The following is a 21,006-nucleotide window of genomic DNA, read 5'->3' on the forward strand; positions in this document are numbered from 1 at the left end:
CATCGCCATCGCCATCGCCATCGGCCGCAGTTTATGCGCATAAACGAGGCACCCAAGGGGCGGGTTATGCCGACGCTCTCGGATTCAATTGCACGCCTCAACGCGGTGTTCCGGGCCAGGACATACCGCTCACACTCCACTCTCAGAAGAGTCGCTCCCTCGGTCGCGCGATCGACAGCCACGGTTTCAGCGGAGTTTATGCGCACAAACTCTCCAGCTCTCAGCCCGAACCGCCTCATCGAACGGAAAGGACAACGCGCAACGATCCCGCAGCAACTCGCTATTCACACCGACGACGCCACACTCGATGACTCAAACCCCGCCCCGTTCATCGACGTTGCAGACACCCGCCACACCCTCCAATCGAGTCACTCGCCATCTCCGGTTCGTTTATGCGCATAAACCGATAGCCCGAATGGCCGATGCGTAGTTGTCGAACGACAATTTCATTGAAATTCAAATATCGTCCTGTAGAATTCCAACGACCAAAATAGGAGTGAAAATTGGCCGCGGAAATCATTGCAGTCACTCAACAAAAAGGTGGCGTCGGCAAAAGCACGATTGCCATGCACCTCGGTGCCGCGTTCCATGAAAAAGGGAAGCGCGTCCTCGTCATCGACGCAGACCGTCAAAACACGCTGGTTCACTGGTCGAGCGCATCCGGCGACAGCGAAAACGGCATCCCGTTTCCGGTCGTCAACCTTGCCGAAGCCGATGGCCAGATCCATCGCGAGATCAAGAAGTTCATCAACGACTACGACATCATCGTCGTGGACTGCCCGCCGTCGATCACCGAGAAGGTGTCGGGCGTCGTCCTGCTGGCCGCATCGATCGCCGTGATTCCGACGTCGTCGTCGCCGGCTGATTACTGGTCGAGCGTCGGGCTGGTCAAACTGATCCAGCAGGCGCAGGTCATGAACGAAGACCTCCGCGCAGTCTTCCTGCTGAACAAGACCGAAGAGAAGCGCATGCTGACCCGCGAGCTCAAGCGCGCGCTCGAGGAACTCGGCTTCCCGTTGCTGAAAACGCAGATCCCGACCCGGGAGGCGTACAAGCAGGCGATGGCGCTCGGTCAGACCGTGCTGCAGATGAACGATCGTGGCGGCAAGCTGGCCGCCATGGAAATCCGCGCATGCGCCGACGAAATCGTCGCGATGCTGCCCTGACTTTATGCGCACAAAGGAGTCACATGAAACCCTCCCAATTTGCCAAAGGATTCCAAGCGCGCCCGGATATCACGACGAGCGAGAAGCGCACGGCGCTCGATCGACTCAATGCGATCGACGGCATCGTCAAGTCCGAGACCCCCACCCCGGCACCGACCAAATCCGCGAAGAAAGACACCGCGCCGCAGCCCGCTCCTGAGCTCACGCTCGATCCGTCGATCGATGAATCGGCGCAATATCGTGCGTGGCGTCTCGAGAACCGCTATGCGCCCGGGCAGGTGATCGAGCTGTCGCTGAAGGCGATCAAGCATAGCCCGTTCAATCCGCGGCACTTCTATCTGAAATCGTCGATTGCCGAACTCGCGGTCAACCTCGCGAAGCAAGGGCAACAGCAGGCGATCCACGTGATTCCGGACTACGACAATCCGGGCACGTATTTCGTCAGCGATGGCGGCCGCCGCGTGCGGGCGCTGAAGGAAGCCAACAAGGAGTCGGTCAAGGCGATCGTGATCGACGTGCCGATCGGCATCCAGAGCTACAAGCTCGGCTACGATCTCAACGTCCAGCGCGATTCGCAGACAGTGTTCGACAACGCCGTCGTATGGCGCCGCTTCCTCGACGACAAGCATTTCCAGAGCCAGAAGGAACTCTCCGAGCACCTCGGCCTCGACGAATCGACGGTGGCCGTCGCCCTGTCGATCGGCAAACTGCCGGAAGCGATCATGCAGGAAATGGTCGCACGCCCCGATCGCTTCGGTTCAAACATGGCGTATCAGGTCGGCCGCTATCACAATGCGCGCGGCACCGAGGCCACGCTGCGGCTGATCAACAAGATCGTGTCGGACGATCTCAGCACGCGCCAGGTGTCGGACATCGTCAAGGGCCGCGTCGCGGCGCAGGAAACGCCGAAGGCTGCCGGCCGTCAGCGCTATGCGCAGCGTCTCGAGATCAAGCTTGGCGGCAAGTCGGTCGGCGACCTGAAGTCGTATGGCGAAGATCGCATCGAACTGCGCCTGCGCGGCCTCCCGAAGGACAAGCGCGACGCGATCCTCGAGCAGCTCGAGCGGATGCTGTTGTCGGAGTGATGGAAACGGCCGGCTGGGCCTGGTGAAGATGCCGGGCCCGCCAACCGAGGGCGGGGCCGGCGGCCCGTCAGCGGGCCTCAGGCGGCCCGCGACTGGTTCAGCGTGAACGACAGCAGGTCGCCGTCCGTCGGCTCGCCCCAGGTCTTCTGGGCCAGCCAGTCGAAAAAGGCCGTCTCGGCCAGCTTGGAATCGAGGCCGCGCTTGCGCCAGTCGTCGCGCAGATGGGTGCCCATCGTCGGCAGCGCCTCCGACTCGAACGACTCGCGCGCCACTTCGCGCTCGGCGTCGCCCTGCTCTTCGTACAGCACCTTCGCTTCCTTGCGACGGAACGCAGCGAACTCGCTCAACAGGCGCGCCTTCAGATCGTCCGGCTGGGCCGCCGCAATCTTCGCAGGCGGCGTGCCGGCAGGCAGCGCGTCGACCGATTCGACCGGCGGCGCATAACCCTTCTTCAGCGCATCCTTGAACAACGCCGGCGCGCTGCGCACCGGCGGCAGCGTCGTGCTGCGCATCCGCTGCTCGGTCATCTGCAGCGCGGCACGAATGCGGTTTTCCTCGCTGTCCGCATAGAGCGTCTGCGCTTCCTTCAGCGGGATCCCGATCTTCACCATCCGGTCGACCAGGGTGCTGTCGAACACGTTCGGATGTTCGTCGAGCGCGAGCATCGGCTGCTTGCGCTCGGTCACGCGGAACTGGATCTCCGCGACCCGACGCCCTTCACGGTGTTCGATCAGCTCGACGAAGATGTTGGTGACCGCGTTGACTTCCGCGATCGCGGGACGCAGATAGTCGCGCTTGAAGTACTTGTACTCGCGTTTCGCTTCGTCGCCGGCTTCCGTGTCGGGCGTGCCCGACAGGATCGGCCGCCACCATTCCCACGGCTCGCGCATCGTCAGGTGGCTCGGGTTCGTCAGATAGCGCACGCAGATTTCGTACAGCGCGAGGCCGGCGCTGCTGCGCAGCTGGCTCTGGAACTGCAGGCTCAGGCGCGCATACTGGACCGGGTCGAGCAGCTTTTTCTTGATCTTCGGCGCGAACGAGAATTCAACCCACACGCGGCGGGTCGCCGGATCCTCGAGAATTTCGGCGTCGGCGATCAGCGTCGAGATCCCCCACTTGCGTCCCGGCTTCTGGCTCGACGTCCCCGTGCTCCATTCGACCTGCACCGACACCATGCGGCGCAGGTGTTCCTTCACCAGCGCGGTGTCGTTCGAATCGAAGGCAGAGTTGGCGACGATGTCCGAGAGCAGCGCGCGATACGTATCGCCCGAGTCGTCGGCCTGCTGCGCCACGGCCAGCAGGACATTGAACAGCTTGCGAGTGAGGAGCGTGATCTTGCCGCTCTTCGGCTGAATTGCGATCGCCTCGACGGCCTTACGCAATTCGGCTGAACTGGCACTCACCACATCCACATCGGTTTTCTTGGCGCGCTTCGTCGTGGCCATACGTCGGGTCGGAGGAGAAGTTTTCCGGAAGGATAGCGTCTGCGGTGAAGTGCGTCCAGAACGACATGCTCACCATAGCGGGTGAAGTGCGCGTGTAAAACGGCACTCACCCCAGGCGCTCCCGAAAACCCTCACCAGTCCGGATTTGCAGCGTTCCGGACTCGTCCAGACGTGCTGCGGGATGCGCCGATTCACAGAATTTCACCTGTGCACGGAACGTGCGAAATGTGCTCCCGTATCGGCTCACCTTTCGATTTGTCGTAATTTTACGACTGCGCTGCCGGAAGTTCGGCACAGGGTTGCGATCCCCCTCATCGCGCTTCCCGATCGACCCGCTCAGCCCTGTATGCATGTACAGGCGCGACCCACCGGGCGATCGTGATCGGGCCTGCCACCCCGGAAGACGCCCGCCAAACCGGCCCGCGCGACCCGAACGAGCCTGCTGTGACGGCCCGGGCGCGCATTGTACAGCGCACAAACCGTATCGGGTCCCGAAAAAACTCACCTTGAGCACAGCATGTTCATTCGTCTGGATACCGACGAATGCCCGGCACGCGCGGGATTCGCCACCAGAGCCTCCCGAAAATGCTCACCTTACCGAAAAATCGCTGTGCCGCCTCTGGCACGGAAATGGCTCCCGAAAAATCTCACCGTAACTGACGCGGTATCAAAAACCTCAATGCCTTCCGATACTTATGCACAGAAGGCATTTGGCTGTGCGCCGCCGACATCCCCCGAAAAGCCTCACCTTTCGACGGAAATCCGTCATACGACAACGGTGTGTGGCCCCCCGAAAAATCTCACCTGTGCCAAAAAGAGGCACAGCAAAAACGAGATTTCTTCCAGTCCTGGCGGGCTTTTCGGCCAATTCGTCCGTCCACAGATCCCGAAAAGCCTCACCTTTGACCATTTTTCGGGCAAATTCCATTCCCGAAAAGGCTCACCTGTGGCCCGAATCACAGCCTGTGATCCATGCCCCGAAAAAGCTCACCTCAGCGGGATCCGGGCAGGAAAACCCGGATTTCCCTCCCGAAAAACCTCACCTTTAGTGCATCACAGGCCCACGAGAGCACTTTTGCTGTGCAAAATGGCGTCCGTTTCCCGGAAATCCTCACATCAAACGCCTGCGGAGTCCCGTGAAACCTCACCTTTCACAGAAACTGCCTAAAAGATGGGCAGAATCGGGGCACAAAGAAGGTCCCGCAAATTCTCACCTATGTCTGCACAGGCAGAAAACTGTGCAGTTAGGCACAGCGCGGGTTCTGTGGCTGTGAGGCCCCGAAAAGCCTCACCTTTGGGAAATCTCGTGTTTCACTGTGATCCCGAATCCGCTCACGACCTTTCCCGCAACGGCTCACGCAGCTCCCTGAACCCCATCACTTCAGCTCCCGCAGAAGATCACCTTGGCTCCCGTAAAACTTCACCTTGTCGGCCGGAAAGCCTTGCAGCATAAGGCTGTGCCGTGGCGTTAACGTTTTTAACTAAGGGTTCAAGGGTGTTTACTTCTAATACTCTCAAGACATCGGCTGCAGAGTTTTCCACAGACACCCCAACCCCTGAACACCAACAGGCAACCGGATCCGCTGTCATGTGAAACAAATGCCAAAATTCGGGATCGACAGGAAAACGCTTGTACGACAAGGACTTGGCTAACTTTCCTCGCTTTGTTTCACGGAATCCTGGACCACAGTCGACCAGATCGGCTCACAGACCCGATTTCCGTGCGAAGCGACGTAAATTCACAACGCCGAGCCGAAAAAAGTATCGATAAATACGTATTTCGTTATGATTGCCACACTTCAATGTCTGTGAGCACAGCGATGACCCTGGACGAAATACGCCAAACCATTCGGGACGAACTGGAATCGCTGCGTGCAAAAGGTGCGCGACGGCAGGAATTGTCGCTGCATGCATGCAAGCGGTTGTTCTTCGATCTTGGCATCCGGCCGTCGGCTGCCAACGTCCGCGATCTCACCCAGACCGGGAGCGCCAGCGATATCCCGAAAGACATCGACCATTTCTGGGAGCGCATCCGTTCCGCCTCCAAGGTCAGGCTCGACGGTGCCGCAATTCCGAAAGCCGTCGAGGAAAAAGCCGGCGCGTTGCTCGGGGCACTCTATGAAGAAGCGTTGAAAGCCGCGCGAGACAGCCTCGATGTCGATCGCGAACAGGTCCGCGCCGGCGTGGCCGACGCCGAACAGCGGTTGCGCGACGCAATCGTCCGCCAGGAGACGCTCGAAGGCGCGCTCGCACGTGGCGAAGCGAAAAACGAGCAATTGCAGGCGCGCGTGACCGAACTCGAAGTCCGGCTCGCATCGCAAACGACGCACGGTTCGGCAAGCGAAGCGACGTTACTCACCACAGTCGCTCGACTGGAGAAGGAACTGGCTGCGGCGGTCGGCCGTGTCGAAGCCGAGCAGGCGCAGAACGCCACGCTGCGCGACCGCATCGATGCGCTTCAAGCCGAACTGCAGCAGCGCACCGAGCACTACGCGCAGCAAATCAAGGACGCGGTGGCCGAAGCCGAACGCCGCGTGAAGCCGATGCTGGTCGAGCTGGATTCGTTGCGCAGCACGGCGTCGACCTACCAGAACGGCTTACGCGACGTTCAGCGCAAGGAATTCGATTTCCTGCAGCAATTGAGTGCGGCCAAGGCGCGTGCCGACCGGCTCGAAGAGCAGTTGCGCAGCCAGGGAGACGAACTGGAACGCGCGACGCGCGATGTGAGTTTGCTGCGCGCGAGCCGCGGAATGAATCCGGAAATCGCCGCGCTGATCCGCCGCCTGGCTGACGCCGGGCAACTGGATGCGGAGGCGTTTGCCGCGATCGGTACCTCACTGGATCAAGAGACGCCGGTACCGGCCCATTGCCCGCATTGCGACGGCGAGCCCGAGCTGTCACACGGAAAAGAGGGTTTTGAAGTGGCCTGCCCCGAGTGCGAACACGCTTCGGGCGCATGGCCATCCCGATTGGAAGCCGTCGCCCGCTTTGTGCGCACGTGACGCGAGGGGCGGCTGCACCGCACAGGTGAGACGATCCGGGAAACCAGAGGTGAGGTTTTTCGGGAGCGATTGAACGGTGAGGCTGTGCCACACAAGGCTGCTCACGGATCGCTTGGCGTGAGCAGCCGTTTGGGGATCAGTGAGTTTCGTCGATGCCCGACGCGTCACCGTCGGCATTGTTGTCGGCCAGACCGTCGCGCCAGTTCTTCCATGCGCGATGCAGGCGGTTCGACGAGATCGGTCGCATGAAGCCCAGCCATTTGCCGACTCGTTCGGGCGGCACGTCGTGTTCGAACAGTTCGGCCGCGTAGGTATTACGCAGGGTTTGCGGGCTGGCGCGCGCGGTGCGTGACGACGTGAGCCCGGCGGATTCGACGATCGCGTCGATGGCGCGCAGCATCGTCGCCTTGTGCATCGGCCGCCCGGCATGGGATGCGGGGAACACGAGTTCGCCGGGAATCTCCTGGCGCTTGCGTTCGGTGAGCCACGCTTCGAGCAGGGCGATCGCGAACGACGCCAGATGGGTTTCGCGCGAGAAATCAGGGTGCGTCGACTCGATCTGAAGCGACGTTCCGGCCGTATTGATGCAACTAATCGTAAGTGCGCGAGCTTCACCGGTTTTAATGCCGGCGCCAAGAAACGCGGCAACGAGCGCGCGGTCGCGCCGCTCTTTCCAGTACGCGGAACCGGATACGCCGATCGGCGAAAACAGGTACGTGAGCAACGTCGCGCGCTCGGCCGGCGTGAGGAAACCGGTAGGTTCGTTGTCGCGAGCCTTGCGCCAGTTCGCTTCGCCATCCTGAGCAATGAACCGGGCCGGGTTGGTCGACGCGTATTCGGTGCGCCGGATATGGTCGAGCACACGCTCGATCAGCCGAAGATAGCGCATTCGCTGGGTTTTCCGGATCGGAAGCTCGCCGACGAAATTCGCAATGGTTGCCGTATCGACCGTCGCCAGATTCTTCTGGTGCGTACGCAGCCATGTGAGAAACGCGCCCCATTGCGCGCGATAGACGTCGGCCGATGAGCGACGATAGTCCTGCATGGCGAGCCATGCATCGAATGCGGCTTCGGGAGAGACGATCCAGTCGGACGCGCCGCGGTCGAACAGGTCCGTTTCTTCCGGGCGTGCCGGGGTGTCGGGAGAGGCGGGAAGGGACATGTGATTTATTCCGTTAGTTGCGTATATGGTAGCCCTTTCCGCAACGTCTCGGGCATCAAGAGGCAAGGGGCAGGACAAGGCCGCCACGCGTGACGGCCCGGGCGGGCAGTCAGTCGCCCCACGCCTTGGACGGGCGGTGAGCCCGCTCGCGAGGCGCGGTGTCGTTGGAGGTTGACGCGGCTTCGTACGCGAGCACCGCGAACGAAAATACGGCGGGTAGCGCGTTCGAGCGCCCGAAGTCGATCGGATCGTCCGTTTCGGGAAACGTCATGTCAGACGGCCGTTCGAACAATTGACGCATGCCGGCCTCGTGCCGGCTGGCAAAGCCGAGATCGGCAAGCGCCTCGGCTTCGATCGCGTGCAGCAGGCGCCACGTCAGCGGCACGCGCTGGCGGATATAACGCCCGGCGATATGGCGAACGATCAGCTCGAGGTCGTGCGCGGCAGCCTTGAAGCTGAGCGCGGCCAAATCTTGTTCTTCTGTCATTGCAGGCTCCTGTCGACCGGGCAGGCGCCTCGGTGCGCCGGCTCCAGCCCATGCATGGCGGAATGTCCGTATACTGTACAAACATACAGTGTTTTCCGCAACTGGCCTGCAATTGGCCTTTCGGCCGACTATCCGCGCCGTCAGCGGTGTATCACGATCAGCAGTGCCCGCGCCTCGGCCTTGCCGGGATTGCGGATCGCGTGCGGCTCGTCGGCCGGGTAGCGCGCGGTGTCGCCTACCTTCAGGCGCCGGCTTGCCGCCGCGGCTTCGATTTCCATCGCGCCCTGCAGCACGGTCAGGTGCTCGCGCGTGCCGGGCTCGTGGGCGTTCGATATCAGTGCGCCGCCGCCCGGCAGCGTCAGCTCGTACCACTCGAACTTGCCGGCGAGGTCGATCGGGCCCCACACGCGCAACTGGTATCGGCCGTCATGGCCGGCGAGCGTCGGAATGTCGTGCGGGCCGTCGACGCGGATCGTCTCGGGCGCCTTCGGTTGGGAGAACAGCTCGTCGAGCGTGATGCCGAGTGCGTTCGTCAGCCGCCACGCCACGGCGATCGTCGGGTTGGCCTTGTCGCGTTCGATCTCGGAGAGCATCGATTTCGATACGCCGGCTGCGCGCGACAGGTCGTCGAGTGTCAGCTTGCGTTCGTTGCGCAGCCGCTGGATCTGCTCGCCGACACGCGGCGGCGTGGCGGCCGGCGGTTGCGGTGCGGCGCTGGCAGGCGTGCGCCGCGAACCGGAGGAACTTGCCATTTGGATTCCGTTCGCTTAGAGTTGTTCGGTATTTCGAATTCTAGTTCGGAATATCGGATAAATGCGGTCAACCGAACGACCGACTATAACAGTAGCAGGCCGTTGCGCCGCCGCCACGAGTGGCGCGTTGCGGAATGCGAAACCCTGTCAGGAGCTTTGCGATGCGTGATGCCTTTCTCGCCCAGGTGCGCGGGACGCTGGACCAGATCCGCGCGGACGGTTTTTACAAGACCGAGCGCGAGATCGCGAGTCCCCAGGCGGCAGCCGTGCGGCTCGCCGGCGGTGCCGGCGTGCTCAATTTCTGCGCGAACAACTACCTGGGCCTGGCGAACGATCCGCGCCTGATCGATGCGGCGAAGGCCGGCCTCGACCAGGACGGCTTCGGCATGGCATCGGTGCGCTTCATCTGCGGCACGCAAACCGTGCACAAGCAACTGGAAAGCGCGCTGGCCGCCTTTCTCGGCACCGAGGACAGCATCCTCTATTCGAGCTGCTTCGATGCGAACGGCGGGCTGTTCGAGACGCTGCTCGACGAGAACGACGCGGTGATCAGCGACGAGCTGAACCACGCGAGCATCATCGACGGCATCCGCCTCTGCAAGGCGAAGCGTTTCCGCTACAAGAACAACGACCTGTCCGACCTCGAGGCGAAGCTGAAGGAAGCCGATGCAGCGGGCGCGCGCCACAAGCTGATCGCGACCGACGGCGTGTTCTCGATGGACGGCATCATCGCCGACCTGAAAGGCATCTGCGATCTCGCCGATCGCTACGGCGCGCTCGTGATGGTCGACGATTCGCATGCGGTCGGCTTCATCGGCACGCACGGCCGCGGCACGCCCGAGCACTGCGGCGTCGAAGGCCGCGTCGACATCATCACGGGCACGCTCGGCAAGGCGCTCGGCGGCGCATCGGGCGGCTATGTCGCCGCGCGTCGCGAAGTCGTCGAGCTGCTGCGCCAGCGCTCGCGCCCGTATCTGTTCTCGAACACGCTGACGCCGAGCATCGCCGCGGCATCGCTGAAGGTGCTGGAACTGCTCGGCAGCGACGAAGGCGCGAAGCTGCGCGAGCGTGTGCGCGAGAACGGCGCGCGGTTTCGCAAGCAGATGACCGAAGCCGGCTTCACGCTCGTGCCGGGCGCGCATCCGATCATCCCGGTGATGCTCGGCGATGCGCAGCTCGCGACGAACATGGCCGACAGGCTGCTCGGCGAAGGCGTCTACGTGATCGGCTTCTCGTTCCCCGTCGTGCCGCGCGGCCGCGCCCGCATCCGCACGCAGATGAGCGCCGCGCATACGCCCGAACAGATCGACCAGACGGTCGCCGCGTTCGTGCGCGTCGGCAAGTCGCTCGGCGTGATCTGACGGAGGCGCGACCATGAAAGCACTGGCAAAGCTCGAACGCGGCCCCGGCCTCACGCTCACGCGCGTGAAGCGTCCCGAAGTCGGCCACAACGACGTGCTGATCAAGATCCGCCGCACGGCGATCTGCGGCACCGACATCCATATCTGGAAGTGGGACGACTGGGCGCAGAAGACGATTCCCGTACCGATGCACGTCGGTCACGAATACGTCGGCGAGATCGTCGAGATGGGGCAGGAAGTGCGCGGCTTCGCGATCGGCGATCGCGTGTCCGGCGAAGGCCACATCACGTGCGGCTTCTGCCGCAACTGTCGCGCGGGGCGCCGGCATCTGTGCCGCAACACGGTCGGCGTCGGCGTGAACCGCGAAGGCGCGTTCGCCGAGTATCTGGCGATTCCGGCATTCAACGCGTTCAAGATCCCGCCCGAGATCTCCGACGATCTCGCGTCGATCTTCGATCCGTTCGGCAACGCGACGCATACGGCGCTGTCGTTCAACCTCGTCGGCGAAGACGTGCTGATCACCGGCGCGGGCCCGATCGGCATCATGGCTGTTGCGATCGCGAAGCACGTCGGCGCGCGCAACGTCGTCATCACCGACATCAACGACTACCGGCTGGAACTCGCGCGCAAGATGGGCGCGACGCGCGCGGTCAACGTCGCGCGCGAGTCGTTGCGCGACGTGATGACCGACCTGCACATGACCGAAGGCTTCGACGTCGGCCTCGAAATGTCGGGTGTGCCGAGCGCGTTCACGAGCATGCTCGAGGCGATGAACCACGGCGGCAAGGTCGCGCTGCTCGGCATTCCGCCCGCGCAGACGGCGATCGACTGGAACCAGGTGATCTTCAAGGGGCTCGAGATCAAGGGCATCTACGGCCGCGAGATGTTCGAGACCTGGTACAAGATGGTCGCGATGCTGCAGAGCGGCCTCGACCTGTCGCCGATCATCACGCATCGCTTCGCGGCCGACGATTACGAGAAAGGCTTTGCCGCGATGCTGTCCGGCGAGAGCGGCAAGGTGATTCTCGACTGGACGGCCTGAGTGCCGCGGGGCAGTGCTGCGTGTTCGCCGCCTGCCCCGCTTTCGTTTACGTCTGCGTTTCCGAGGCCGAAACGCACGAATCCGGGCTCAAGGTGAGATTATTCGGGAGCTGTGATGGCGCGCCGAATCGCGACACGATCGCGCATCGGTGAACTGCAATCGCACGTTCACTTCACCTGACGGAAGCTGCGTCGCTTTCCGCCCTCGTGCCTTCCGGCACCTGCTCTCCCCTTCCAGACACTTCCCCGCTTGCGTTGCCGCGCGACCGCTCGTCATGCGCCGCACGCGATGTCGTGCCGAACCGTGGCGTCAACCGTGAGCCTGCGCGCATCGTCGCGACTCACTCATGCGTGAAACCATTCGATATCGATCGACGTCGATCGGTGCGCCGACGGCTACTTGATCCGTTCACCGTTCAACCAGCGTGGGTCGAGCTGAAGACTCAACACGACGAGCCAGCGTCTCGGACACTGCGGCGCAACGTCGACCGGGCCGCCGTGCGCTCCGGGCGCGGTGACGAAGCCGTGTTGCGCCGCGTATTGATACGCGCGCAACGCATCCGCTTGCAGCCAGAAGCTGACCAGCGCGCACGTCACGAAACGGAACAGCAGCACCGCTGCGGCATCCGGTGCGAAACCGGCCACGACCAGCAGGTTGTCGAACACGAATGTCAGCACGTGCGCGACCGCGATCGTGACGATCGTCAGCTTCAACACGCCACGCAGCCGCAGTGCAGCGCGCACGCGTGCCTGCCGGACGGCGAGCCGGGTGCGATCGTCGCCGCCTTCGCGCTTCGGCATGTCGTGTTTCACGACGCGGCACCGACCGATCGTGCAATGTCGATCTGCGTCGTATCACCGGCACCGATGCGACCGCTCGTGACGCAGACCGATTTGCACAGGATCGCGCTGTCGTAGTTGTGCCCCGGAAAGCGCATCACGTCGACCGCTTGAAATCCTTCGCGACGATAGAAATCGATGAGCCGGACCGCCGCGTACGGTGCGTCGAGCGCCAGGTGCGTCGCGCCGCGCGCGGCGGCCCGCCGTTGCGCGAATGCGAGCAGCGATCGGCCGATGCCGCGGTCCTGCCAGACGGGATCGACAGCCAGCTGGCCGAGCGTCGCGACGTGCCGGCTGCGGTACGGATCGCAGCGGGAATCGGGATCGTGCGAACGCATCGTCATCGTCGCGACCAGATGCGCGTTGCCGAGCGCAACGAAGCACTCGCCGGTGAGCACGCGTTCTCGTGTCGCCGAGGCCGGCTGATCGACGCACGGGCAGTTGAAGCCCAGTGCGCCGAGCGGTGCGAAGGCGCGATGCAGCAGCGCGGTCAACGTGTCGTACGAATCGTTGCGCGGGTCGAAGCGCCGCACGACGATGCGGCCGTCGAGCCGCTTGGCATAAGCCGCATAGGCGCGCGCGGGGCGCGCGGATTCCGGTCGCTGCATGATGTCCTTTCGCCCAGACGGGGTGACCGAAGTGTAGTGAGCGTCGCGCGTCCGCTTCAAGAAAAAATGTCGTAAACGCGGCGGGCGCGCATCGCGCGGCCAGGTTGCGCTTCAGCCCTCCCGCCAGCAGGGCTTTTTCATCCAAGTGTTGACGATGGAGAACGATCGTTCTACCGTAAACCCATGAACACACATCACGACCCTTCCGGCGAACCGGGCGTTCGCGACCGGCTGCTCGATGCAGCCGAAGCGCTGATCTACTCGGGCGGCATCCATGCAACCGGTGTCGACGCGATCGTCAAGCGATCCGGCGCGGCGCGAAAGAGCTTTTATTCGCATTTCGAATCGAAAGAGGCGCTGGTGCTGGCCGCACTCGAACGTCGCGACGAGCGCTGGATGCGCTGGTTCGTCGACGCGACGCTCGCGCGCGGCAAGGCACCGCGCGTGCAGCTGCTCGGCATGTTCGACGTGCTGCGCGACTGGTTCGGGCAACCCGACTTTCACGGCTGTGCGTTCCTCAACGCATCGGGCGAGATTCCTCATGCCGACGATCCGGTGCGCGTCGTCGCACGCGTGCACAAGGCACGTTTGCTGGCGTTCGTGCGCGAGCGGTTCGATGCGTATGCCGATGAAACCGGCATCGAGCGTCGTGGGCTCGCGCGCATCGCGCGTCAGTGGCTCGTGCTGATCGACGGCGCAATCGGCGTGGCGCTCGTCAGTGGAGATGCAAACGCCGCGCGCGATGCGCGCGCGACGGCCGAACTGCTGCTCGACGCGGTATCACGGTAGTCGAAGCAGCGAATCCGAACCGGCCGCGGTCGTCCGTGGCCAGAACCTGAACAGGAGCAACCCATGTCCGCTTCCCTCGAAGTCCGTCCGCCCGTTCCGCCCTTCACGCTCGAAACGGCGCGCCAGAAAGTGCGCGCCGCCGAGGATGCGTGGAACACGCGCGATCCGCAGCGCGTGTCGCTCGCCTATACGCCGCAAAGCCGATGGCGCAATCGCGCGGAATTCGTGACCGGCCGCGACGAGATCGTCGGGCTGCTGCAGCGCAAGTGGGCGCGCGAGCTCGACTACCGGCTGATCAAGGAGCTGTGGGCATTCGACGGCAATCGCATCGCGGTGCGCTTTGCGTACGAATGGCATGACGATGCCGGCAACTGGTTCCGTTCGTACGGCAACGAAAACTGGGAGTTCGACGAAAACGGGCTGATGGCGCATCGTCACGCGAGTATCAACGACCTGCCGATTCGCGAGCAGGATCGTCTCTATCACTGGCCGCTCGGCCGTCGCCCGGACGATCATCCCGGGCTGTCCGATCTCGGCCTGTGACGCGCGTGCCGACTCGACGGACCGGCGAACGCATCGCCGGGCTTCAACGGTGAGGAAATTCGGGAGTCGATGCGCTGAAGGTGAGGTTTTTCGGGACGAGGAGAAATGTCGCGTCGGACTGTGTGCTTCGAGCCGTTCGACGCGGCATCGTCCCGGGCAAAGCGGACGTGCCATGCACGTCGGGATCTCGTGATGCGCGTATCGGTATGCAACGGTGTGCTTCACCACATGATGCATCTCACCGATCGATCGGGGCCGGTAGCGGTTTGACGATCGGTGTGCACGCGTGTGGCGTGCAACTCACCGATCGTATCGACGTCGACGCCTGATGGCGCGTGCCGTGCGCGTTGCGGTGCGACGTTGCTCACCGCTCGACTTCACCAGGCAGGCTCGGGAATTCGCATGCGTGCGCAAACGCATGGCGTGCAACTCATCGCACACCGATTCGTGCAGACTCTGCCCGGCGCGTGCGATTGCGCCGGGCCTGATCGTCAGCCCGCGATGCGCGCGGCGATCGCCTCGCCTACTTCCTGTGTCCCCGCGTTGCCGCCGAGATCGCGCGTATGCGGCCCCGTGCGCAGCACGTCCTCGATCGCGGCGACGATCGCATCGTGCGCTTCGCGTTCGCGGCCTGCGCCGTTGCCGAGGAAGTCGAGCATCAGGGCCGCCGACCAGATCATCGCGACCGGGTTCGCGATGTATTGCCCCGTGATGTCGGGCGCGGAGCCGTGCACGGGTTCGAACAGCGACGGAAACGTGCGGTCGGGGTTCAGGTTCGCCGACGGCGCGATGCCGATCGTGCCCGTACACGCGGGCCCGAGATCCGACAGGATGTCGCCGAACAGGTTCGACGCGACGACGACGTCGAAGCGATCCGGCTGCAGCACGAAACGCGCGCACAGGATGTCGATGTGCTGCTTGTCGACGGCGATGTCGGGATAACGTTCGGCCATCTCGGCCGTGCGCGCGTCCCACCACGGCATGCTGATCGCGATGCCGTTGCTCTTCGTCGCGACGGTGAGGCGCTTCGCGCGCCGCTGCGCGAGTTCGAACGCGAATTTCAGCACGCGCTCGGTGCCGTGACGCGTGAAGATCGCCTGCTGCATCACGATCTCGCGATCGGTGCCTTCGAACATCGTGCCGCCGACCGACGAATACTCGCCCTCCGTGTTCTCGCGCACGATCATGAAGTCGATGTCGCCCGCGCGGCGGCCGGCGAGCGGCGACGGCACGCCGTCGAACAGGCGCGCGGGCCGCAGGTTGATGTACTGGTCGAATTCGCGGCGGAATTTCAGCAGCGAGCCCCACAACGAAACGTGATCGGGCACCGTCGCGGGCCAGCCGACCGCGCCGAACAGGATCGCGTCCATGCCCGACAGTTGCGCCTTCCAGTCGTCCGGCATCATCTTGCCGTGCTGTGCGTAGTAGTCGCAGCTCGCCCAGTCGATCTGGACGAAGTCGAAGCGGATGCCGAAGCGCGCGGTCACGGCGTCGAGCGCGCGCAGGCCCTCGGGCATCACTTCACGGCCGATGCCGTCGCCGGGGATCACGGCAATTCTGTAGGTCCTGTCGATCATGCAAAGCTCCTTGGCTGGTGGGCTGGCCGCGGGGAGAGGCAGCGGCGCGTCACGTCATTCTATTTATTTCCATCTGGATTAAAATCACCCGAAAGGTTAATCGACTTTCCACGAATCGTGAATAAATCGCCGAATCTCGACGACCTGCGCGTGTTCAGCCTGGTCGTCCGCCTGACCAGCTTCAGCGCGGCCGCCGAGCAGCTCGCGGTGTCGCCTGCCTATGTCAGCAAGCGCATCGCGTTGCTCGAGGCGCAGCTCGGCACGCGCCTGCTGCATCGCTCGACGCGCCGCGTGACGGTCACGGAAGCAGGCGAGCGCGTGTTCGCGCGCGCCGAGAAGATTCTCGACGACGTCGATCATCTCGTCGAGGACGTGTCGACCACGCGCACGGTGCCGCGCGGCACGCTGCGCATTTCGAGCAGCTTCGGCTTCGGCCGGCACGTCATCGCGCCGGCGCTGCTCGACTTCTCGGCACGCTATCCGCAACTGAACGTGCGGCTCGATCTGTTCGACCGGCTCGTCGACGTCGCGGGCGAAGGCTACGACCTCGACGTGCGCATCGGCGACGAGATCGCCGATCACCTGATCGCGCGCCGCCTTGCCGCGAACTACCGCGTGCTGTGTGCGTCGCCCGACTATCTCGCCCGGCGCGGTACACCGCGCTCGCTCGCAGATCTCGCATCGCACGACTGTCTTGCCATCAAGGAGCGCGATCACCCGTTCGGCGTGTGGCGGCTGAACGTGCGCGGTGAAACGGCCACGGTGAAGGTTGGCGGCGCGCTGTCGACGAACCATGGCGAGGTCGCCGTGCAATGGGCGCTGGCCGGGCGCGGCATCGTGCTGCGTTCGATCTGGGAAGCCGCGCCGCTGATCGAATGCGGTGCACTGTGTCGCGTGCTGCCGGACGCAATCCAGCCCGCGAACATCTGGGCCGTGTATCCGGAGCGCGTGGCTGCGTCGGCGAAAGTGCGCGTGTGCGTGGATTTTCTGGTGGAGACGCTGGCTGGCTTGAATGCCGCGGCGGGTGACGATACGGGCTGAAACCGGCAAAGGTGAGCTTTTACGGGGGCATGCGCACAACATCGGCAGGCCCCGTTTCCGGCTCGCAATCGCGTCGCGAGCCGGTCGCGTCGAACGGGTACCCACACGTCGCGGTCGCGAGGTGCCGGGCCTGCCGACGCCGGTGCCTGCGCACGGCTTACGCCGCTTGTGCCCCGCCTGCCGCGCCTGCCGCCCCGAGCATCAGGTCGAGATTCTGCACGGCTGCGCCGGATGCGCCTTTGCCGAGATTGTCGAACACGGCGGACAGCAGCACCTGGCCGTGCTCGGCATTGACGAACACGCCGAGCCGCATGTCGTTAGTGCCGTTCAGCGCTTGCGGATCGAGATGCGTGATCGCATGCGTGTCCGCGAGCGGCGTGACGTCGACGTGGCGCGACTCCGCGTAATGGTGCGCGAGACACGCATGCAGTTGCTCACCGGTCACACCGGCAGGGAGCAGGCGCAACTCGATCGGCACGGTGAGCACGATGCCTTGCCGATAGGCACCGTAAGCCGGCACGAACAACGGACGGTTCGCCAGACCGGCATGCAACCGGATCTCGGGCACATGCTTGTGCGCGAGTGCGAGGCCGTAGACCTGGAGCGGTTTCGCGCGAGAAGCGTCGTTCGCTTCGAACGCGTCGACGGCGGTCCGGCCGCCGCCCGAGTATCCGGACACGGCATGGATGCTCACCGGGTAGTCGCGCGGCAGCAGCCCGGCCTGCAGTAGCGGCCGCAGCAGCCCGATCGCGCCGGTCGGGTAGCAGCCCGGATTGGTGACACGCCGCGCGTGTGCAATTGCCCGTGCCTGCCCGTCGGCCATCTCGGGAAAGCCGTAGACCCATTCCGGCTGCGTGCGATGAGCCGAACTCGCGTCGATCACGCGTACCGCCGGATTCCGGATGAAGCCGACCGCTTCGCGTGCGGCCGCGTCGGGCAGGCACAGAATGGCGATGTCGGCTGCGTTGATCGCTTCGGCGCGCCGCACGGGATCCTTGCGCTCGGCCTCCGGCAGCGCGACGAGCCGCAAGTCGGTGCGCCCGCGCAGGCGCTCGTGGATCTGCAATCCGGTCGTCCCTTGATCGCCGTCGATGTAGACAGTGGGCTGGCTCATGGTGGTCGCGTTCCTTGCGTTCGTGGTCGGGAAAGCCGTATCGTCCACCGAGCGCCTAGAATAGAAAAAGTTGAATTTACTGACCATCAGATTCAGTTTTCTTGAACGAGAGGTGGAGAATGCGGGAGATCAGCCTGGACCGCCTGCGCACGCTGGTCGCCATCGCGGACCAAGGGTCCTTTGTCGCCGCGGCGCAACTGCTTCACCTCGCGCCGCCGACCGTCAGCCTTCACGTTGCCGAACTGGAGAGCCGCATCGGCGCGCCGTTGCTGTCCCGCACGCGCGGAAACGTGCGGCCGTCGCCCATTGGTGAAGTGCTGGTGGAGCGCGCGCGCCGCCTGCTGGCCGAGGTCGAATCCACGCTGGACGACGTGCAGCGACAGGTGCAGGGGTTGACCGGGCGCGTGCGCCTCGGCGCATCGACCGGGGCGATCGCGCACCTGCTGCCGCAGGCGGTGGCCCGCTTGCGCGAGCAGCATCCGGACATCGATGTCCAGATCGCGGTGCTCACGTCGCACGACACGCTGGCGCGCATCGCGCAGGGCACGCTCGATGTCGGGCTGGTGGCGCTGCCGCAGACGGCCGTCGCGGGGCTGTCGATCCGCGCGTGGCGGCGCGATCCGGTGATGGCGTTTCTGCCGGCGGACTGGCCGCTTCCGGCGCGCGTGACGCCCGGCTATCTGGCCGCCCGCCCGCTGATTCTCAACGATGCGACCACCCGCCTGTCACGGCTGACGACGGAATGGTTCGCGCTCGGCGGCCACCGGCCGGAGCCGCGGATCGAACTCAACTACAACGATGCGATCAAGAGCCTGGTCGCCGCGGGTTACGGCGCGACGCTGCTGCCGCACGAGGCGGGCGCCCCGCTCCCCGATGCGCGCATCGTCATGCGGGCGTTGCGCCCGGCGTTGTGGCGTGAACTGGGGATCGCCCATCGGGCGGGGCCGGTCGAGCGGGCGACCCAGCATGTACTCGATGCGTTGTGGGCGCTCGGCGCGCGATAGCGCACCGGCATGCAGGCTAGGCGGCGCGGCTGTTCATGCGTGCATGCCGTGCCCGTGCATCCACGGCATGCCGTCTCAAAGCCGGTTGTCCTTCGCGAGCGTCAGCACGCGCGCCCAGCGTTGCGCGTCGCGCTTGTCCATCATCGGCAGCTTCCATTCGCTGCGCACGCCATCGCGCACGTGCACGACGAGATGCCAGCGGCCGCCGATCGGCGCAGCCTGGCAGCCGTCGAGCTGCGACAGCGTATAGCGGCCGTCCGCGCCGTCGTGCGACAGCCACAGCAGCCCCTGCGTCGCGGACACGCGCAGCTCGCCCCACGCGCGATGCACGACGTGGGTCCAGCCTTCTTCCTTCGTATTCGGTGCGATGTCGCGGCGGCGCTTGATCCACCAGGCGACCAGCGCGATCAGGATCGCGGCGGCGAGCACGGCGGCCGCGATCGCGACCGGCTGGCCGAACTGCGCGGCGATGACGTGAAACAGGTGAACCGCGCCCCATCCGGCAGCGATGAGCGCGAACAGTGCAATGAAAATCGGCATGTCTGATCGGAGAAGAGGACGGACCGGCGCATGCATCGCGCCGATCCGTCGCGCACGGCATTACCGTTTGCGGTGAATGTCGTGCGTCACGAAGCCCGCGTCGTTGTTGGGCAGCGCGAGGCCGTCCTTGACTGCGAGCGTCTTGCGGATGTCGTCGAGACCCGCGGACCAGTGGTCACGCATCGTCGACAGACCGAACTGATAGTCCTTGTAGTGATGCTCGTACGCCTTCTGCTGGTAGATCAGGTGCTGGATGTTGTACTTCTTGCTGGACGACATCGCATCGGCCTCGACGCACCAGGGATCCGCCTTGCGCTGCTCTTCCGGCACCTGCTCGAGCACGTGGCGCAGCACGTTGCGGTAGCGCTGTTCGCGCTGCAGCGTGTCGGTGACGAAACGCGTGCGGCTCGAATACTGCACGTCCTTCGTGCGCTCGGCGACGTCGGCCATCGTGCGCGGCAGCGGCCCGCGCGCGCTCCACAGGTCGACCTGGAACGCGAGCGTGTCGCGGCGCGGCCGTGCGCGGAGCACTTCCATCAGCGGCGTGTTCGACACGACACCGCCGTCCCAGTAGTACTCGCCGTCGATCTCGACCGGCGGGAACGCGGGCGGCAGCGCGCCGGACGCCATGAAATGCTCGGGTGCCAGGCGGATGCGCGAGTTGTCGAAGTACACGAAGTTGCCGGTGCCGACGTTGACCGCGCCGACCGACACGCGCGTTTCGCCCGAATTGATCCGGTCGAAATCGCACAGCTTCAGCAGTGTCGCGCGCAATTGCGACGTGTCGTACCAGCTGATCTTCTCCGGATGATCCGACACGCCCGGCAGCGGCGGTGGGAAGCGCGGCACGAAGAAGCCCTGCTGGCCCTGCATCATCGCGCTTGCGGCCTGCGACGCGGTGAAGAACGTACGAACCTGGTCGATGCTGTTGAACAGCGCGAACTCGAATGCGGCCGGAACCGTCGGGAAGAACGCCGGCTTGCAGATCGTTTCCCAGAACTCGCGCAGCCGCTCGACGCGATGCTCGGGCGCATTGCCCGCGATCAGCGCGGTGTTGAGCGCGCCGATCGAGATGCCCGCGATCCAGTCGAGCGGAATGCCCGCCTCGTGGAGCCCTTCGAACACGCCGGCCTGGTACGCGCCGAGCGCGCCGCCGCCTTGCAGCACGAGTGCAATCGTTTCGTACGGCAGCGACCGTGCGGGGACCGGTGCGCCGGCTTCGTGATGCAGGTCCGCCGCATCGACGGCCTGCTTTTCCGTGGGGGCGCGCGGCTTCACTGCATGAACCAGCCGTGGCTGACGATGAACGACTGGCCCGTGAGCGCGGCGCTCGGGAACGCCGACAGGAACAGCACCGTCTGCGCGACGTCCTGCACCGTCGTGAACACGCCGTCGACCGTATTGCCGAGCATCACCTTCTTCACGACTTCCTCTTCGCTGATCCCGAGC

General features: G+C 64.4%; 19 protein-coding genes and 1 pseudogene. 9 read left to right on the plus strand and 11 right to left on the minus strand.

Annotated features, from left to right (window positions below; translation table 11 throughout):
- The first annotated feature begins 503 nt into the window (after positions 1-503).
- A complete protein-coding gene (gene parA / locus VK92_RS36285; RefSeq protein ID WP_021163725.1) occupies positions 504-1,166 on the plus strand; it encodes a ParA family partition ATPase in 663 nt (220 codons plus the stop codon).
- A gap of 23 nt (positions 1,167-1,189) precedes the next feature.
- On the plus strand, positions 1,190-2,251 hold the full coding sequence (locus VK92_RS36290) for a ParB/RepB/Spo0J family partition protein (RefSeq protein WP_021163724.1): 1,062 nt from the start codon (positions 1,190-1,192) through the stop codon (positions 2,249-2,251).
- Positions 2,252-2,328: 77 nt separating this feature from the next.
- Here VK92_RS36290 and VK92_RS36295 read toward each other — a convergent pair whose 3' ends face one another.
- Positions 2,329-3,696, minus strand: coding sequence for a replication initiation protein (locus VK92_RS36295; RefSeq protein ID WP_021163723.1), 1,368 nt, complete (start codon positions 3,694-3,696; stop codon positions 2,329-2,331).
- A 1,820-nt stretch (positions 3,697-5,516) separates the two neighbouring features.
- On the opposite strand from VK92_RS36295, the gene VK92_RS36300 reads away from it, so the two are divergent.
- Positions 5,517-6,698 (plus strand): DNA-binding protein, encoded by a 1,182-nt coding sequence (locus tag VK92_RS36300; protein ID WP_048021157.1) that lies wholly within the window; start codon positions 5,517-5,519, stop codon positions 6,696-6,698.
- A gap of 136 nt (positions 6,699-6,834) precedes the next feature.
- Here the strand turns inward: VK92_RS36300 and VK92_RS36305 are convergent, their stop codons facing one another.
- The 3 genes from VK92_RS36305 to VK92_RS36315 all read right to left on the minus strand — a co-directional run bounded on the left by VK92_RS36305 (position 6,835) and on the right by VK92_RS36315 (position 9,099).
- A complete protein-coding gene (locus VK92_RS36305) occupies positions 6,835-7,860 on the minus strand; it encodes a tyrosine-type recombinase/integrase (RefSeq protein ID WP_048021159.1) in 1,026 nt (341 codons plus the stop codon).
- Positions 7,861-7,969: 109 nt separating this feature from the next.
- Positions 7,970-8,347, minus strand: coding sequence for a DUF2471 family protein (locus VK92_RS36310; protein ID WP_021163720.1), 378 nt, complete (start codon positions 8,345-8,347; stop codon positions 7,970-7,972).
- 140 nt (positions 8,348-8,487) lie between these two features.
- Positions 8,488-9,099 (minus strand): helix-turn-helix domain-containing protein, encoded by a 612-nt coding sequence (locus VK92_RS36315; RefSeq protein WP_021163719.1) that lies wholly within the window; start codon positions 9,097-9,099, stop codon positions 8,488-8,490.
- A gap of 161 nt (positions 9,100-9,260) precedes the next feature.
- On the opposite strand from VK92_RS36315, the gene VK92_RS36320 reads away from it, so the two are divergent.
- Positions 9,261-10,460: a glycine C-acetyltransferase gene (locus tag VK92_RS36320; protein WP_048021161.1), complete on the plus strand. Its 1,200-nt coding sequence runs from the start codon at positions 9,261-9,263 to the stop codon at positions 10,458-10,460.
- 13 nt (positions 10,461-10,473) lie between these two features.
- The gene (gene tdh, locus VK92_RS36325; protein WP_021163717.1) at positions 10,474-11,502 is read left to right on the plus strand and encodes an L-threonine 3-dehydrogenase; all 1,029 of its coding nucleotides are present in this window, start codon (positions 10,474-10,476) and stop codon (positions 11,500-11,502) included.
- 395 nt (positions 11,503-11,897) lie between these two features.
- Here tdh and VK92_RS36330 read toward each other — a convergent pair whose 3' ends face one another.
- On the minus strand, positions 11,898-12,314 hold the full coding sequence (locus VK92_RS36330) for a hypothetical protein (RefSeq protein WP_231600479.1): 417 nt from the start codon (positions 12,312-12,314) through the stop codon (positions 11,898-11,900).
- Positions 12,311-12,949 carry a GNAT family N-acetyltransferase gene (locus VK92_RS36335; RefSeq protein ID WP_048021164.1) on the minus strand — a complete coding sequence of 213 codons (639 nt, stop codon included), beginning with the start codon at positions 12,947-12,949 and terminating at the stop codon, positions 12,311-12,313. The genes VK92_RS36330 and VK92_RS36335 overlap by 4 nt, the downstream gene beginning before the upstream one ends.
- A 183-nt stretch (positions 12,950-13,132) precedes the next feature.
- Here VK92_RS36335 and VK92_RS36340 point away from each other — a divergent pair, with 183 nt between their 5' ends.
- Both VK92_RS36340 and VK92_RS36345 read left to right on the plus strand, forming a co-directional pair.
- Positions 13,133-13,738, plus strand: coding sequence for a TetR/AcrR family transcriptional regulator (locus VK92_RS36340; RefSeq protein WP_048021166.1), 606 nt, complete (start codon positions 13,133-13,135; stop codon positions 13,736-13,738).
- A gap of 63 nt (positions 13,739-13,801) precedes the next feature.
- Positions 13,802-14,281 carry a nuclear transport factor 2 family protein gene (locus VK92_RS36345; RefSeq protein ID WP_048021168.1) on the plus strand — a complete coding sequence of 160 codons (480 nt, stop codon included), beginning with the start codon at positions 13,802-13,804 and terminating at the stop codon, positions 14,279-14,281.
- 491 nt (positions 14,282-14,772) lie between these two features.
- Here VK92_RS36345 and VK92_RS36350 read toward each other — a convergent pair whose 3' ends face one another.
- Positions 14,773-15,858, minus strand: coding sequence for a tartrate dehydrogenase (locus tag VK92_RS36350; protein WP_048021170.1), 1,086 nt, complete (start codon positions 15,856-15,858; stop codon positions 14,773-14,775).
- A 117-nt stretch (positions 15,859-15,975) separates the two neighbouring features.
- Between VK92_RS36350 and VK92_RS36355 the strand changes: the two genes are divergently transcribed.
- The gene (locus VK92_RS36355; RefSeq protein ID WP_048021172.1) at positions 15,976-16,899 is read left to right on the plus strand and encodes a LysR substrate-binding domain-containing protein; all 924 of its coding nucleotides are present in this window, start codon (positions 15,976-15,978) and stop codon (positions 16,897-16,899) included.
- 157 nt (positions 16,900-17,056) lie between these two features.
- Here VK92_RS36355 and argC read toward each other — a convergent pair whose 3' ends face one another.
- Positions 17,057-18,013 carry an N-acetyl-gamma-glutamyl-phosphate reductase gene (gene argC / locus VK92_RS36360; RefSeq protein WP_048021174.1) on the minus strand — a complete coding sequence of 319 codons (957 nt, stop codon included), beginning with the start codon at positions 18,011-18,013 and terminating at the stop codon, positions 17,057-17,059.
- 119 nt (positions 18,014-18,132) lie between these two features.
- Between argC and VK92_RS36365 the strand changes: the two genes are divergently transcribed.
- Positions 18,133-19,017 (plus strand): LysR family transcriptional regulator, encoded by an 885-nt coding sequence (locus tag VK92_RS36365; protein ID WP_021163709.1) that lies wholly within the window; start codon positions 18,133-18,135, stop codon positions 19,015-19,017.
- A gap of 75 nt (positions 19,018-19,092) precedes the next feature.
- On the opposite strand, the gene VK92_RS36370 is transcribed toward VK92_RS36365, so the two are convergent.
- The 3 genes and pseudogenes from VK92_RS36370 to VK92_RS36380 all read right to left on the minus strand — a co-directional run.
- Complete coding sequence (locus VK92_RS36370) at positions 19,093-19,557, minus strand: hypothetical protein (RefSeq protein WP_048021176.1); 465 nt, start codon at positions 19,555-19,557, stop codon at positions 19,093-19,095.
- Between the two features lie 60 nt (positions 19,558-19,617).
- Positions 19,618-20,835 carry a patatin-like phospholipase family protein gene (locus tag VK92_RS36375; protein WP_021163707.1) on the minus strand — a complete coding sequence of 406 codons (1,218 nt, stop codon included), beginning with the start codon at positions 20,833-20,835 and terminating at the stop codon, positions 19,618-19,620.
- Positions 20,832-21,006 (minus strand): annotated as a pseudogene (locus VK92_RS36380) (3-hydroxybutyrate dehydrogenase); the annotation flags it as partial. The pseudogene VK92_RS36380 and the gene VK92_RS36375, both read right to left, overlap by 4 nt.

The sequence above is a fragment of the Burkholderia sp. LK4 genome, from assembly GCF_001043615.1.
GTDB classification, from domain to species: Bacteria; Pseudomonadota; Gammaproteobacteria; order Burkholderiales; family Burkholderiaceae; genus Burkholderia; species Burkholderia cepacia.

Coding starts and splice junctions, on each gene's coding strand:
- VK92_RS36305 (WP_048021159.1), bottom strand. CDS start 7,860: ATGTCCCTTCCCGCCTCTCCCGACACCCCGGCACGCCCGGAAGAAACG.
- VK92_RS36300 (WP_048021157.1), top strand. CDS start 5,517: ATGACCCTGGACGAAATACGCCAAACCATTCGGGACGAACTGGAATCG.
- VK92_RS36295 (WP_021163723.1), bottom strand. CDS start 3,696: ATGGCCACGACGAAGCGCGCCAAGAAAACCGATGTGGATGTGGTGAGT.
- VK92_RS36290 (WP_021163724.1), top strand. CDS start 1,190: ATGAAACCCTCCCAATTTGCCAAAGGATTCCAAGCGCGCCCGGATATC.
- VK92_RS36370 (WP_048021176.1), bottom strand. CDS start 19,557: ATGCCGATTTTCATTGCACTGTTCGCGCTCATCGCTGCCGGATGGGGC.
- VK92_RS36310 (WP_021163720.1), bottom strand. CDS start 8,347: ATGACAGAAGAACAAGATTTGGCCGCGCTCAGCTTCAAGGCTGCCGCG.
- VK92_RS36345 (WP_048021168.1), top strand. CDS start 13,802: ATGTCCGCTTCCCTCGAAGTCCGTCCGCCCGTTCCGCCCTTCACGCTC.
- VK92_RS36320 (WP_048021161.1), top strand. CDS start 9,261: ATGCGTGATGCCTTTCTCGCCCAGGTGCGCGGGACGCTGGACCAGATC.
- VK92_RS36365 (WP_021163709.1), top strand. CDS start 18,133: ATGCGGGAGATCAGCCTGGACCGCCTGCGCACGCTGGTCGCCATCGCG.
- VK92_RS36315 (WP_021163719.1), bottom strand. CDS start 9,099: ATGGCAAGTTCCTCCGGTTCGCGGCGCACGCCTGCCAGCGCCGCACCG.
- argC (WP_048021174.1), bottom strand. CDS start 18,013: ATGAGCCAGCCCACTGTCTACATCGACGGCGATCAAGGGACGACCGGA.
- VK92_RS36340 (WP_048021166.1), top strand. CDS start 13,133: ATGAACACACATCACGACCCTTCCGGCGAACCGGGCGTTCGCGACCGG.
- tdh (WP_021163717.1), top strand. CDS start 10,474: ATGAAAGCACTGGCAAAGCTCGAACGCGGCCCCGGCCTCACGCTCACG.
- VK92_RS36335 (WP_048021164.1), bottom strand. CDS start 12,949: ATGCAGCGACCGGAATCCGCGCGCCCCGCGCGCGCCTATGCGGCTTAT.
- VK92_RS36350 (WP_048021170.1), bottom strand. CDS start 15,858: ATGATCGACAGGACCTACAGAATTGCCGTGATCCCCGGCGACGGCATC.